Below are 13,103 nucleotides of genomic sequence, written 5' to 3'. Positions count from 1 at the left end.
ACTATGGCTGACGGAGACGAACAGGCGACACGTGACGCCTTGATGCGCGCAACCATGAGTCTGGTTGCGTCGCAGGGCTTGGCGGGACTGCGAGTGAAACATATCGCGGCCGAAGCGGGCGTATCGGTTGCCGAGGCGCGCAGACTCTACGGACGGCGCACCGTCCTGGTCGGCGCGGCGTTGGAACGATTCGTCGATGACGAGATTTCCCGGTGCGACGCGATCATGCGATCGATCGACGATCCGAACGTCTCCGGCGAGGACACGGTCCAGGCGCTGATCGGCGAGTTGGAACGCACCTTCGCTCGGAAGGACGGCGGCTCGATTGCCCAGATGGAGTTGTATCTCGCAGCCGCGCGCGATCCGTTCCTGGCCGAGATCTCGACTCGCTGCATTCGCGCGTATCAACGCATGACGTACCGGGCGCTACTGGCATCGGGGCTCTCCGAAGACAGCGCAGAGGCGTGCGCTCGATGGGTGGTCGCGCTCGTCGACGGATTCGGTTTGCACGGCGTCGCCATGGGCAAGGACACCTACCTCCCGCCCGATCTGCCGCTGGCTCTGCGCTCCCTCGGGCGAATCGAATAGCACGCCGAGTCGACTGAACCGAAGCGCTCTCCATCTCGTGAATCGTCCGTGTACGAGACGATAGGAGGTGGGATCCCATGAACGCACTGATGGAAATGTTCTGCAACTTCGTAGTCGCAACCGGACTTTGTCACCTGCTGCCCTGACAGCACGCGGCGCTCACGCGACGATGAAGGCCACTCGAACACCTCTGGAGGCTCGATGTCCACGATCGACGGCTTGCCGGCTCATGTGCTGCTCGTACATTTCATCGTCGTCGTGGCGCCGCTGGTGGCGACACTCGAGATCGTCGCCGCGCTATGGCCCGCAGCGCGTAGTCGACTGGTGTGGCTGATCGTCGTTCTCGCCGTGCTCACCACGGTGTTGACTCCCGTGACCACCGACGCGGGCGAATGGCTGGAGGACCGGCTGGGAGCATCCGATGCCATCCGTACGCATGCCGATCGTGGTGACTGGATGATCTATTTCTCGGTGGCGATGCTCGTGGTCGCGTTACTGCTCGCGGCACTGCATCTGCGCGAAAATCGCCTCGACACGTCGACGCCGTTACGTGTCGCAGTTGCCGTTCTGGCGGTCGTGATCGGAGTCGCGACGATGGTTCAGATCTACCGAATCGGCGAGTCGGGAGCGCGCGCCGTATGGGGCGATCAGGTGAGTTCGCAACCGCTGCCCATTCGCGCCGATCAGGGGATTTTGCCTCTCAGGGTCTAGCATTGCCGGATGCCTGGGGTGGGAGGACTGAAAAAGCTGCTGTGCACCGTTGCCGTCGTCGCGGCGGCAGGAGCATGCAGCAGCGCTGCGGACGCGCCGACGGCTGAGCCCGAGAAACCGCCGCAACCTGCACGTTTGGTTGCCGAGCAGCCACTTCAGCTACCTCGTGGCGGTACCCGGATCTTCCCGGACTACCGCATCGTCACCTACTACGGAACAGCGGGAACGGGCGCTCTCGGAGTGCTCGGCGCGGTCCCTCCCGCGGAGGCCGCCGATCGCCTGGATCAGGCCGCAGCGCCCTTCGCCACACCGGATCGACGTGTTCAGCCCGCGATGGAGCTGATCGTGACCATCGCGGACGGAGCGCCCGGCGACGGTGGCAAGTACAGCCACACCATCGATCCCGCGCTGGCCTGGCAGTACCTCGATGCCGCTCGTGCGCACCATCAAATGCTGGTTCTCGATATCCAGCCGGGTCGTACCGACTTTCTGACGGCAACACGGCAATGGGAGCAATTGTTGGCCCAGCCCGATGTCGGTGTCGCTCTGGACGCCGAATGGCGAATGCAGGGCGGTGCTGTTCCGGGCAAACAGATCGGGCAGGTCGATGCCGCCGAAATCAACGGTGTGACCGACTGGCTTGCCGGAGTGGTGCGCAACCTGAAGTTGCCGCAGAAATTGGTGGTGCTGCATCAATTCACGGACACGATGATCACGAACGTCGGCACGGTCGCTCAGCATCCCGAATTGGCACTGGTTCAACATGTCGACGGGTTCGGCACGCCTGCCGTCAAGATAGACAAGTACACGGCCTTGCAGCGTGCTGGGCAGTTCCACCTCGGCTTCAAGGTCTTCTACACCGAGGACGTGAATCCATTGTCACCGAAGGATGTGCTCGGCCTGAATCCGCAGCCGGAGTACATCAGCTATCAGTAGTTGGCAGTCGCTTTACGCGCGAATCGAGGGTCGTCGCCCACTGCCGGATGATGATGTTGCGCCGTGCGGAGTCGTCGGTGAGCACGTCGGCGAGTCCCAGTCCGCGAGCCAGATCCATCGTCGCCTGGACCAGCTGGTGGCTCGCTGGGTCCTTGTCGTCCACTTGGAGGAGGTGGACAGCCGTTCTGTGTGCTACGCGACCGAACTTGTTCTCCAGCGGCACTATTCGCTCTTTCAGCGCCGGATCTGCGGCGGCGGCAGTCCACACCTGCAGTGCGGCTTTGAACATAGTGCCGGTGAAGTATTCGACCAGTCGCACGATGACGGCTTCCGTCCGGCCCTCCCCCGCGGGTAACGCCGTTGCTTCTACCCGCGCCTGCGCCATCCGGTTGTCGAACATGTAGTCGAGAGCGGCGGTGATCAGGTCTTCGCGAGTCGGAAAATGATGCTGGGTGGCGCCGCGGGACACGCCCGCACGTTCGGCAACGACGGCGACTGTCGTTGCTGCCCAGCCCAGTTCGGCCAAGCAGTCGATCGTCGCCTCGAGCAGCCGTTGTCGAGTGACCCGGCTGCGATCTTGTTTCGGTTCGCGAACCGTCGTCACAGCGCCCACCGCGGCGGCCGCTTCTGGAGAAACGACATCATCCCCTCCCGCACCTCCTCGGTTCCGAAGAACGACGCGGACCGTTGCGCCAACTCGTCCGCTGACCTGTCGAATTCGGCGAGCATCGCCGCGTTCACCAGTCGCTTGGATTCTGCCAGGCCTTGCGGTGACGCCTTGCCCAGTTCGTGCTGCAGCTCCGCCACGGTGGTCGCTGTGTCGTCGGCGGCGACGGTGATCAGCCCGATGTTCGCGGCCTCAGTCGCATCGAACTTGGCTCCTGTGAGGTAGTACCGCGATGCAGCACGCGAGGACAGCCGCGGGAGCAGCGTCAGCGAGATCATGAAGGGCGCCAAGCCGAGTCGGGCCTCGGTCAGCGCGAACGAACTGGTCGGACCTGCGACGGCGATATCGCAGGCCGCCAAAATACCCATACCGCCGGCTCGAACGTTCCCGTTCACCGCGGCGATGACCGGCTTCGGTAGCTCGAGCACTCCACGCAGCAACGCGATCATCGTTCGAGTGCGGTCGTCGGCAGCCACCGCGGGGTCGGCATTGCTGGCCTCCGCCAGATCCGCACCGGCACAGAAGGTAGTGCCGGTGTGGGTGAGCACCACCGCTCTCACGTTCGCATCGGCGGCCGCGTCGGCAAGACCCCGAGCCAACTCCGCCACCATGCGAGACGAGATGGCGTTGCGATTGTGTGGCGAGTCCAGGGTGAGCGTTGCGAATCCGCCTGCGACCTCGTAGCGGACGTAGGGAGCGGTCGAGATATCGGTCATGATCGCGTGCCTCAGTACGACTTCGGGAGGCCCAGGCTGTGCTGGGCGACGAAGTTGAGGATCATTTCTCGGCTGACCGGCGCAACCCGCGCGATGCGTGCGGACGCCAGCATCGCAGCGAGGCCGTACTCACTCGTCAGCCCTGCACCACCGTGAGTCTGGATGGCTTGGTCGAGGGCCTTGATGCTGGCCTCGGCTGCCGCGTATTTCGCCATGTTCGCGGCCTCTGCAGCACCGAAATCGTCGCCACTGTCGTAGAGCGTCGCGGCCTTCTGCATCATCACCTTTGCCAGCTCGAGCTCGATCTTCACCTGCGCCAAGGGATGCGAAATACCTTGGTGCGCGCCGATCGTCGTCTTCCAGACCTGCCGTTCCTTGGCGTACTTCACCGCCGCGTCGATCGCGTAGCGGCCCATGCCGATCGCCATGGCTGCGCCCAGAATGCGCTCCGGGTTCAGCCCCGCGAACAGCTGCATCAACGCTGCGTCGGCTGCTCCGACGAGCGCGTCGGCAGGCAGCCGGACGTCGTCGAGGAAGAGCGTGAATTGGTGATCAGGCTCCAGGATGTCCATGTCCATCTGCTGTGCGACGAAGTTCTCGGAGTCGGTCGGCACGATGAACAGGGCGGGCTTCAGCTTGCCGGATTTGGAGTCCTCGGTGCGCGCGACGATCAGGACGGCGTCCGCCTGATCGACCCCCGAGATGTAGACCTTGCGGCCCTTGAGAATCCAGTCGTCGCCGTCTCGTCGCGCAGTGGTGGTGATCTGGTGGGAGTTGGAACCGGCATCGGGCTCGGTGATGCCGAACACCATGATCGACGACCCGTCCGCCAGCTTCGGCAGCCAGTGAGACTTCTGCTCGTCGGTGCCGTACTTTCCGATGATGGTGCCGCAGATCGCCGGCGACACGACGACCAGCAGGAGTCCCGCACCCTTTGCCGCCAGTTCTTCCTGCACGAGGGCGAGTTCGTAGATTCCCGCTCCGCCGCCGCCGTACTCTTCCGGCAGATTCACCCCGAGAAAACCGAGTTTGCTTGCCTCGTTCCACAATTCGGTGAGCGGCTCACCCGTGCGTGCTTTCGGCAGAACGTAGTCGAGGAAGTTGAAGCGCTCGCCTACCTTGGCAACCGCCGCGCGAAGTTCCTTCTGCTCGTCTGTCTCGATGAAGCTCATGCCGACTTCTCGCTTTCTTCGGGGTTCTCGGAGATCTCTTTGTCTTCGACGATGGCCAGTACTTGGCCGACTTCCACCTGCTGTCCGACGCTGACGGCCAAATCGGTGATGCGGCCCGCGACGGGTGCGGCAATGGTGTGCTCCATCTTCATGGCCTCCAGCCAGAGAATGGGCTTACCGGCCCCGACCGTGTCACCGACTGCGGCACCGAGACGCACGACGGTGCCCGGCATCGGAGCGACCAACGATCCCGCGGCGAGCTGCGACGCCGGATCGACGAATCGCGGCTGCCGAACGAGCGTCACCGGACCGGCCGGCGAGTCGATGCACACCAGGTCGCCGTACCGAGCGACGTCGAATCGCCTTTGCACGCTGCCATTTTCGCCGGAGACACGCAGGGTGACCTGGTTCGGTCCGGACGAGACCAGTTCCAGGTCGTCGCGACCGTCGACGATCACGCCGTCGCGAGTGAAGCGGTAACGCACTTCGCGGCTGCCGTAGGTCTTGGTCTGCATCGGACCGGCGAGGTTTCGCCACCCACTGGGGACGTTGCCGTTCGCCGTAGCGCTCGCGCGATTACGAGCTGCGTCGGCGAGCGCCGCAGCGATCGCGGACAATTCCTCGGCGTCGGGATCGGCAAGAGGTGCCGACAGCGCATCGAGTCCGTGTGCCTGGAAGAACGCCGTATCGGTGTCGCCTGCGAGAAACGCGTCGTGCCGCAATATGCGGACCAGCAGGTCGCGGTTGGTGACCAGACCGTGAATCTCGGCTTTCGCCAGAGCTGTTGCGAGCAGGTGCGCCGCTTCGTCACGGGTATCGGCGTAGGAAATCACCTTGGCAAGCATCGGGTCGTAGTGCACACCGACAACCGAGCCGTCGACGACGCCGCTGTCGAGGCGAATGCCAGGCTCGGTCAGCATGCCGAATTCGGTGACGGTACCGGGGATCTCGATGTGCTCGACCGTGCCGCTCTGCGGTTGCCAGTCGTTGGCGGGGTCCTCGGCATACAGGCGAACCTCGATCGAGTGGCCCCGCGTTGCCGGTGGTTCGGCTGGCAACGCATATCCGTTGGCGACCTGCAGCTGCAGCCGCACCAGGTCGAGGCCGGTGGTGCACTCGGTGACCGGGTGCTCGACCTGAAGTCGGGTGTTCATCTCCAGGAAGAAGAAGTCACCCTTCTCGTCGGCGAGGAATTCCACGGTCCCCGCGCCTTCGTAACCGATCGCCGACGCGGCGAGTCGGGCCGCGTCGAAGAGCCGGTCGCGCATCGCCGGAATGCGCTCGACCAACGGCGACGGCGCCTCTTCGACCACCTTCTGGTGGCGACGCTGGATGGAACATTCCCGCTCCCCCACCGCCCAGACCGTGCCGTGCCGATCTGCCATCACCTGTACTTCGATGTGCCGCCCGGTTTCGAGGTAGCGCTCGCAGAACACCGTCGAATCGCCGAATGCGGACGCGGCTTCGCGGCGTGCACCTTCGAGCTGCTCGGTGAGCTCGTCCAGCGAACGGACCACGCGCATGCCGCGTCCGCCACCACCGGCGGACGCCTTGATCAGGACCGGCAGATCCGCCGTCGTCACCGAGTCGGGGACAAGCTCGGCGAGCACCGGCACGCCGGCTGCATCCATCAGCTTCTTCGACTCGACCTTGGAACCCATCAGCTCGATCGCCTTGATCGGCGGACCGATCCACGTCAGTCCGGCGTCGATGACCGCCTTGGCGAAATCGGCGTTCTCCGAAAGGAATCCGTAGCCGGGATGGATCGCATCCGCACCGGCCGCTGCCGCCGCAGACAGCAGCAGGTCGCTGCGCAGGTACGTCTCGCCGGGCGCGTTGCCGGGCAGCCTGATCGCGGCATCGGCTTCCACGACGTGTGGCGATCGAGCGTCCGCATCGGAGAACACCGCGACCGTATCGAGACCCATGCGGCGGGCTGTGTAGAAAACGCGGCGGGCGATCTCGCCGCGGTTGGCCACCAGTATCGAGCTGATCATGACGGGCTCACATCCGGAAGACGCCGAAGTGATCGGCGCCTTCGATCGGGGCATTGTGGATGGCCGACAGGCACATTCCCAACACGGTGCGGGTGTCGCGGGGGTCGATGACGCCGTCGTCGTAGACCCTGCCGGACATGAACATCGGCAGTGATTCGGCCTCGATCTGGTTCTCCACGGCGGCCCGCATGGCGGCGTCTGCAGCCTCGTCGAACGGCAGGCCTCGCGCCTCGGCGGCGGCGCGGCTCACGATCGAGATGACGCCAGCGAGCTGGGCGGGGCCCATGACGGCCGACTTCGCGCTCGGCCAAGCGAACAGGAAGCGTGGATCGTATGCACGTCCGCACATCCCGTAGTGGCCGGCGCCGTAGGACGCACCCAACAGCAGGGAGATGTGTGGGACCGTCGAGTTCGACACCGCGTTGATCATCATCGCGCCGTGCTTGATGATGCCGCCCTGTTCGTACTCCTTACCGACCATGTAGCCGGTTGTGTTGTGCAGGAACAGCAATGGTGTGTTCGCTCGGTTTGCCAGCTGGATGAATTGAGTTGCCTTCTGCGCTTCTTCACTGAACAACACGCCGCGGGCATTGGCGAGGATGCCGATCGGGTAGCCGTTGAGCTCAGCCCACCCGGTCACCAGGCTGGAGCCGTACATCGCCTTGAACTCGTCGAAATCGGACCCGTCGACGATTCGCGCGATCACCTCACGAGGATCGAACGGAATCTTGAGGTCGGGTGGAACGATGCCGAGGAGTTCGTCCGCGCTGTAGAGCGGATCGATCACGTCGGCACGCGGCGCCGGACCTGCCTTGTGCCAGTTCAGTCTCGCGACGATACGCCGAGCGATGCGCACCGCGTCCTGTTCGTCCTGAGCGAAGTAGTCCGCGAGACCGGAGGTGCGAGCGTGCATCTCGGCACCGCCGAGAGACTCGTCGTCCGATTCCTCGCCGGTTGCCATCTTGACCAACGGTGGTCCGCCGAGGAACACCTTGGATCGTTCCTTGATCATCACCACGTGGTCGGACATGCCTGGAATGTAGGCGCCGCCCGCGGTGGAGTTACCGAAAACTACTGCGATCGTGGGGATTCCGGCAGCGGATGCTCGGGTGAGGTCGCGAAACATCTGACCGCCGGGGACGAACACTTCCTTCTGGGTCGGTAGGTCGGCGCCGCCCGACTCGACCAGCGAAATCACCGGCAGTCGATTTTGCTTGACGATATCGTTGATACGCAACGTCTTACGCAACGTCCACGGGTTGCTGGTGCCGCCACGGACGGTGGGATCGTTGGCGACGATCATGCATTCGACGCCCTCGACCACCCCTATGCCCGCAACCACGCTGGCGCCGACCTGAAAGTCGCTGCCCCAGGCGGCCAATGCGCACAGCTCGAGGAACGGCGAATCCTCGTCGACGAGCAGTTCGATCCGGTCTCGGGCGGTCAGCTTGCCACGCTTGCGATGACGTGCCACCTTCTCGGGTCCGCCACCGGCAGCTGCCTTGGCGAACTCCGCTTCGACTTCGGTCAGCTTGGTCGTCATTGCCTCGACAGCGGAAGCGAACTCCGCCGACGTGGGGTCGAGCGTGGATTTCAAAGCAGTCATACGAGAAACTCCTCGGGGATGTCCAGGTGGCGCGAGCGAAGCCATTCGGCGAGGCCTTTGGCTTGTGGATCGAAACGAGCTTGGTAGGCAACGCCTTTACCGAGAATTCCTTCGATCACGAAATTGAGGGCGCGCAGCTTGGGTAACACGGTTCTGGTGATGGTGAGGTGCGCGGTCTCGGGCAGCATCATCCGAAGCTGATCCACGGTGAGCGCGTGCGCGAGCCATTGCCACTCCTCGTCGGAACGCACCCAGACTCCGACGTTCGCGTTACCGCCCTTGTCGCCGCTTCGCGCTGCGGCAACTGCGCCGAGCGATGCATGCCGCGTGCTCCGACTGTCGATCGGCGTCGGCAGCGTGGGTTCGTCGACCTCCTCGAGTTGCAACGTGTCGGCGGCTGGGGGCACCGAGACGCGCGTGCCGTCGGCAAGCACAGCAACGTGCGGCACTTCGCCCGCATCGACATAGCCCGCGGTGAACACGCCGTAGGGCGAGCCGTTTCCGGGCATCGACGTGAAGGTGGTACCCGGGTAGCTCGCGAGCGCCAATTCGACTGCCACGTTGGAGAAAGCGCGACCGACCTTGTTGGGATCCGGATCGCGCACCACGCAGCGGAGCAGCGCGCTTGCCTGCTCTTCGGTCTCCGCGTCGGGGCGGTCGGTGCGGGACAGCGTCCACGACAACTCGGCAGGCCGGACCGGGAGCCAGGACTCCATCTGCTTCTGTGCCAGTTCGGCTTTCGCTTCGATGTCGAGTCCGGTGATGACGAACGTCATCTCGTTTCGAAATCCGCCGAGGGTGTTGAGCGAGACCTTCAACTGCGGCGGCGGCGCTTCGCCCCGAACTCCGCTGACGAGGACCCGGTCGGGTGCCTCCTGCTTTAGCGCCACCGAGTCGATCCGAGTCGTCACGTCGGGTCCGGCGTAGCGGGCGCCCTGAATTTCGTACATCAGCTGCGCTGTCACAGTGCCGACGCTGACGGCACCGCCGGTGCCCGCGTGCTTGGTGATGATTGAGCTGCCGTCGCGTCGAATCTCGGCGATCGGGAAGCCTGGCCGCGACAGATCGGCGATCTCGGTGAAGAACGAATAGTTGCCGCCGGTCGCCTGTGTTCCGCATTCGATGATGTGACCTGCTGCGACGGCGCCTGCCAGCTGGTCGTAATCGGTGCGGCTCCAACCGAAGTGGGCAGCGGCCGGCCCGACGATCACCGACGCGTCCGTGACACGCCCGGTGACAACGACGTCGGCATCGGCCTGCAGGCACTCGACGATTCCCCACGCGCCCAGGTAGGCATTGGCGGTGAGCGGTGTACCGAGGTTCAGCTCCCCTGCGCGCGGCGCGAGATCGTCGCCTTCGACATGTGCGAAGGTGGCCGCGACGCCCATGGTGTCCGCGAGCGTACGGAGCTTGTCTGTCAGGCCCGCAGGATTGAGTCCCCCGGCGTTGACGACGATGCGAACGCCCTTGTCGACAGCCAATTCAAGGCAGTCTTCCAATTGCCGTACAAAGGTTTTCGCGTACCCGAGGCTCGCATCCTTCATCCGGTCTCTGCCCAGGATCAGCATGGTCAATTCGGCGAGGTAGTCGCCGGTCAACACGTCGAGGTCGCCGCCCTCGAGCATCTCGCGCATTGCGCTGAGGCGGTCGCCGTAGAAGCCGGAACAGTTGCCGATCCGGATCACATCGGGATTGGCGGCCAACGGCCTCATGCGCTGGCTCCAGTCGCCGCACGGCCAGCCCCAGGCGTACCGGCGAAGACCTGAGCGATCGTGGTCCAGTGCCGCGCATCATCTCCGGTGACCTGTAGAGCCAGGTCGTCGAGGTGCCTGCGCTGGGTCACCAGCAGGCAGAAGTCCAAGGCGGGCCCGACGATCCGTTGGGTTGATTCGTCCGGTCCCCACGCCCAGGTCGTGCCGTCCGGTGCCGTGAGTTCGACGCGGAAGTCTTCTGCGGGTGGCTGCTCGTTGTGCACCGAGTAGGCGAAGTTTCTGGTGCGGACACCGAGGTGGGCAACGTTGCGCAGTCGAGCGGTCGGCGCTCTGCTGGCGCCGACGGCGTCGGCGATGTCCTGGCCGTGCGCCCACGTTTCCATAAGCCGAGCGGTCGCCATGGACGCGGGGCTCATGGGCGGACCGAACCAGTCGAGCTTGCGCCCCAGCGCGACGTCCCTCAGCGCGTCGTTGAGCGCGGCGCGTCCGGACTGCCAGCGCGCGAGCAGATCGGCGGGCGGCGTCTGCGCTCGCTCCTCGGCAGCGACGTCGACGAATCCGCTGGGATTGCTCCAGGCCTGTTTCACGATCGCCTGGAATGCCTCCGGGTCGCGAGCAGATACCTCGGACACTTCGTCGGTCCAGTTCAGATGTGCGATCTGATGCGCGATCGACCAACCCGGCGCGGGCGTCGGCTGCGCCCACTCGGCAGCGTCGAGGTCCGCGACCAGAGCGGCAACATCATCACCCTCGGCTGCCAAGTCGCCGAGTATCGCTTCGAGATCTGCCACTTTTGCCGCTCCTCATGCTCGTCGTCGACACGAGTTTCACACGGCGCAAAATAAAAAGCAAGCACGCTTGCTTGGTAATTTCATGGCGGCGGTCTTCGCATCGGCGGACACTTGCTGCATGAGAGATCCACGCGTGCTCGACACTCGAGAACTCGAATCCGAACTAGCCGACCTACGCAAGGCCCGGGACTACGGGATGGACGAGGGTGCGGCAGAGTCCTCGTTCGCGACGACAGACTCCGAAATTGCCGCGTTCGAAGAGGAGCTGGCCCGGCGCAGACCGCCCGAGTGACGGTGGAACATCGCGCGTCGCGCTAGCTGTTGTTCAGGACCATGTGCGAGATCAAGTGATCGAGACGTCGAATGTCGACGCCCTTACCCAGCTTGATCTTGATATGACCGGCGCGAGTCCACAGTTCGAGTTCCGCGCTGAAGTCCAAAATCTTGCCTGCGTTCTCCGACGACCACATGTTGATCGACGAGTACGGGAGTGAATAGAGCTCCACCTTCTTACCGGTGATGCCCTGGGCATCACGTACAACCAGTCGTCGATTGGTGAAGACGGCGCTGTCGCGGAACGTCTTGTACGCAGCGACGGGTTGCTCACCCTCCACGAGGATCGGGTGAATGTCGTCAGGAATCGGTACTTCGGACATGAACGTCCACGCGGCAATCGGGGTTATCTCCATACGCGCATGCTGCCTCGGATCCCCAACTGGCGCAGCAGATCCGCGAAGTCTCCCACCGCTCCGATCGCGCGAGCCTCATACCTGGGTGCCAGAGGAGTTTCACACCGCAGCGGGACGTGCAGGTGCGCCTCTGATTCCTAATGTCACGCAGGTGACCACAGCCGCGCTCCCCCTCCCCGATCTCCGCACCATGCTGCGCAACCAGCGACCGTTGATGGTCATGGTCGGCGTCATGCTCGCGTTGGCAGTCGTCTGCGTCGGCGGCATGGTCGTCGACGACCGCATGTTGCTCGGGCACTCCGTGTGGCTCAAGCCGTTCAAGTTCGCGATCTCGTTCGCGATGTACGGCGCAACGCTGGCCTGGCTGCTCACGCTTGCGCACCGCGGCACCCGGTGGACGTCGATACTCGCGGCCGTCATCGCGATCACCAGTATCGCCGACGTCGGCTTCATAGCGGTGCAGGCGGCGCGTGGCACGTTCAGTCACTTCAACACCGCCGGCGACCCGTTCAACAAGTACGGCCAGATGGTGTTCGAGTCGGGTGTACCCGGGTTGTTTCTCGCCAGTCTCGCGGTCGCACTGATCCTGCTGTACCAGCAGATCGTCGACAAGCCGTTCGGTCGTGCCATTCACACCGGAATATGGTTCGCCGTGGTCGCGATGCCGATCGGCTTTCTCATGGGGTTCAAGGGCGGCGCGCAGCTCGTCCGCGACGCCAACGGAAACGTCGTGGAGCTGGTGGCAGGCCACACCGTCGGTGCCGACGATTCCGCCTCCGCGGGCATGCCGATCACCGGGTGGAGCACCATCGGCGGCGACCTACGGATCCCGCACTTCGTCGGTCTACACGGCCTGCAGTTCATGCTGCTGTCAGCACTGACGCTGGCAGCGCTCGCCCACCGAATTCCGTGGCTACGCGATGATCGAACGCGTGCTTCGCTGCTCGGCGTGCTTGCGATCGGATACGCCGGGCTCGTCGCGATCCTCACCTGGCAGGCGCTGCGAGGGCAGTCGTTGATTCACCCGGACGGACAGACCGCACTGGCATTCGGATCGGTCGTCGTGCTGGTCTCAGTCGGCCTCTACGGCGTCAGCGCAGCCGCTCGGCGTCGCGGGCAAGGAGCACCATCTCGTCGCACAGAGCGGACAACTCGTCCTGTGCAGCACCTTCCCGAATCGCTGTTGCGACATCTTCGGCTGCGCACCGTGCCGCGAACGACCGATCTGCCAGATCCACTGCCTCTGCGGCGGTGAGCACCACTGCGTCTTCCGGGATGGCTGTGCCCTTGGCGGCGTTGCGTTGCTCGTAGGCCCGCTGGCGACACGACTGGCGGCAGTAGCGTCGCCGACGGCCCATGTCGGAATCCGACACCTCGCGGCCACACCAGACGCAGGACTGCGGACGCCGAGACATGTTGACGAGGGTAACGGGAGACGGTGGACCGTCGAACCAACCTGGCCGGTAGGATGGCGTGGTTCGCCCGCGCGCGGGAACCAATCCCGGGACCGATGCGTTG

The 13,103-nt window shown here is 64.4% G+C and carries 13 protein-coding genes; 4 read left to right on the top strand and 9 right to left on the bottom strand.

The window, feature by feature from the left end; translation table 11 throughout:
- The first annotated feature begins 3 nt into the window (after positions 1–3).
- The 3 genes from FOY51_RS19025 (at position 4) to FOY51_RS19015 (ending at position 2,235) form a co-directional block, all read left to right on the top strand.
- Complete coding sequence (locus FOY51_RS19025; protein ID WP_149431842.1) at positions 4–588, top strand: TetR/AcrR family transcriptional regulator; 585 nt, start codon at positions 4–6, stop codon at positions 586–588.
- 201 nt (positions 589–789) lie between these two features.
- Positions 790–1,299: a DUF2231 domain-containing protein gene (locus FOY51_RS19020; RefSeq protein ID WP_149431841.1), complete on the top strand. Its 510-nt coding sequence runs from the start codon at positions 790–792 to the stop codon at positions 1,297–1,299.
- Between the two features lie 9 nt (positions 1,300–1,308).
- On the top strand, positions 1,309–2,235 hold the full coding sequence (locus tag FOY51_RS19015) for a hypothetical protein (protein ID WP_149431840.1): 927 nt from the start codon (positions 1,309–1,311) through the stop codon (positions 2,233–2,235).
- Here FOY51_RS19015 and FOY51_RS19010 read toward each other — a convergent pair.
- The 7 genes from FOY51_RS19010 to FOY51_RS18980 are packed head-to-tail and all read right to left on the bottom strand — an operon-like array spanning position 2,222 to position 10,896.
- Positions 2,222–2,839 carry a TetR/AcrR family transcriptional regulator gene (locus tag FOY51_RS19010; RefSeq protein ID WP_149431839.1) on the bottom strand — a complete coding sequence of 206 codons (618 nt, stop codon included), beginning with the start codon at positions 2,837–2,839 and terminating at the stop codon, positions 2,222–2,224. The genes FOY51_RS19015 and FOY51_RS19010 overlap by 14 nt on opposite strands.
- Positions 2,836–3,618 (bottom strand): enoyl-CoA hydratase family protein, encoded by a 783-nt coding sequence (locus tag FOY51_RS19005; protein ID WP_149431838.1) that lies wholly within the window; start codon positions 3,616–3,618, stop codon positions 2,836–2,838. The genes FOY51_RS19010 and FOY51_RS19005 overlap by 4 nt, the downstream gene beginning before the upstream one ends.
- Positions 3,619–3,629: 11 nt before the next feature.
- Positions 3,630–4,790 (bottom strand): acyl-CoA dehydrogenase family protein, encoded by a 1,161-nt coding sequence (locus FOY51_RS19000; protein ID WP_149431837.1) that lies wholly within the window; start codon positions 4,788–4,790, stop codon positions 3,630–3,632.
- Positions 4,787–6,787: an ATP-binding protein gene (locus tag FOY51_RS18995; protein WP_149431836.1), complete on the bottom strand. Its 2,001-nt coding sequence runs from the start codon at positions 6,785–6,787 to the stop codon at positions 4,787–4,789. The genes FOY51_RS19000 and FOY51_RS18995 overlap by 4 nt, the downstream gene beginning before the upstream one ends.
- Positions 6,788–6,794: 7 nt before the next feature.
- Positions 6,795–8,393 carry an acyl-CoA carboxylase subunit beta gene (locus tag FOY51_RS18990; protein ID WP_149431835.1) on the bottom strand — a complete coding sequence of 533 codons (1,599 nt, stop codon included), beginning with the start codon at positions 8,391–8,393 and terminating at the stop codon, positions 6,795–6,797.
- Positions 8,390–10,105, bottom strand: a complete 1,716-nt coding sequence (locus FOY51_RS18985; RefSeq protein ID WP_149431834.1) for an acyclic terpene utilization AtuA family protein — start codon at positions 10,103–10,105, stop codon at positions 8,390–8,392. The genes FOY51_RS18990 and FOY51_RS18985 overlap by 4 nt, the downstream gene beginning before the upstream one ends.
- Positions 10,102–10,896 (bottom strand): TIGR03084 family metal-binding protein, encoded by a 795-nt coding sequence (locus tag FOY51_RS18980; RefSeq protein WP_149431833.1) that lies wholly within the window; start codon positions 10,894–10,896, stop codon positions 10,102–10,104. Before FOY51_RS18980 ends, FOY51_RS18985 begins: the two co-directional genes overlap by 4 nt.
- 118 nt (positions 10,897–11,014) lie before the next feature.
- On the opposite strand from FOY51_RS18980, the gene FOY51_RS27285 reads away from it, so the two are divergent.
- A complete protein-coding gene (locus tag FOY51_RS27285) occupies positions 11,015–11,188 on the top strand; it encodes a hypothetical protein (RefSeq protein ID WP_187776389.1) in 174 nt (57 codons plus the stop codon).
- 22 nt (positions 11,189–11,210) lie between these two features.
- On the opposite strand, the gene FOY51_RS18975 is transcribed toward FOY51_RS27285, so the two are convergent.
- Entirely contained in the window at positions 11,211–11,585 is a 375-nt protein-coding gene (locus FOY51_RS18975) for a PH domain-containing protein (RefSeq protein ID WP_149431832.1), read from the bottom strand.
- Positions 11,586–12,676: 1,091 nt separating this feature from the next.
- Positions 12,677–13,000, bottom strand: a complete 324-nt coding sequence (locus FOY51_RS18970; RefSeq protein WP_149431831.1) for a hypothetical protein — start codon at positions 12,998–13,000, stop codon at positions 12,677–12,679.
- Positions 13,001–13,103: the final 103 nt, after the last annotated feature.

The organism is Antrihabitans cavernicola (assembly GCF_008297975.1).
Lineage (GTDB): Bacteria > Actinomycetota > Actinomycetes > Mycobacteriales > Mycobacteriaceae > Antrihabitans > Antrihabitans cavernicola.
This window is presented reverse-complemented; position numbering and strand designations above follow the sequence as displayed.

Bases quoted from the DNA above. Each gene is read 5' to 3' on its own strand.
- FOY51_RS19025 (WP_149431842.1), top strand. From the start codon at position 4: ATGGCTGACGGAGACGAACAGGCGACACGTGACGCCTTGATGCGCGCA.
- FOY51_RS19020 (WP_149431841.1), top strand. From the start codon at position 790: ATGTCCACGATCGACGGCTTGCCGGCTCATGTGCTGCTCGTACATTTC.
- FOY51_RS19015 (WP_149431840.1), top strand. From the start codon at position 1,309: ATGCCTGGGGTGGGAGGACTGAAAAAGCTGCTGTGCACCGTTGCCGTC.
- FOY51_RS19005 (WP_149431838.1), bottom strand. From the start codon at position 3,618: ATGACCGATATCTCGACCGCTCCCTACGTCCGCTACGAGGTCGCAGGC.
- FOY51_RS19000 (WP_149431837.1), bottom strand. From the start codon at position 4,790: ATGAGCTTCATCGAGACAGACGAGCAGAAGGAACTTCGCGCGGCGGTT.
- FOY51_RS18995 (WP_149431836.1), bottom strand. From the start codon at position 6,787: ATGATCAGCTCGATACTGGTGGCCAACCGCGGCGAGATCGCCCGCCGC.
- FOY51_RS18990 (WP_149431835.1), bottom strand. From the start codon at position 8,393: ATGACTGCTTTGAAATCCACGCTCGACCCCACGTCGGCGGAGTTCGCT.
- FOY51_RS18985 (WP_149431834.1), bottom strand. From the start codon at position 10,105: ATGAGGCCGTTGGCCGCCAATCCCGATGTGATCCGGATCGGCAACTGT.
- FOY51_RS27285 (WP_187776389.1), top strand. From the start codon at position 11,015: ATGAGAGATCCACGCGTGCTCGACACTCGAGAACTCGAATCCGAACTA.
- FOY51_RS18975 (WP_149431832.1), bottom strand. From the start codon at position 11,585: ATGGAGATAACCCCGATTGCCGCGTGGACGTTCATGTCCGAAGTACCG.
- FOY51_RS18970 (WP_149431831.1), bottom strand. From the start codon at position 13,000: ATGTCTCGGCGTCCGCAGTCCTGCGTCTGGTGTGGCCGCGAGGTGTCG.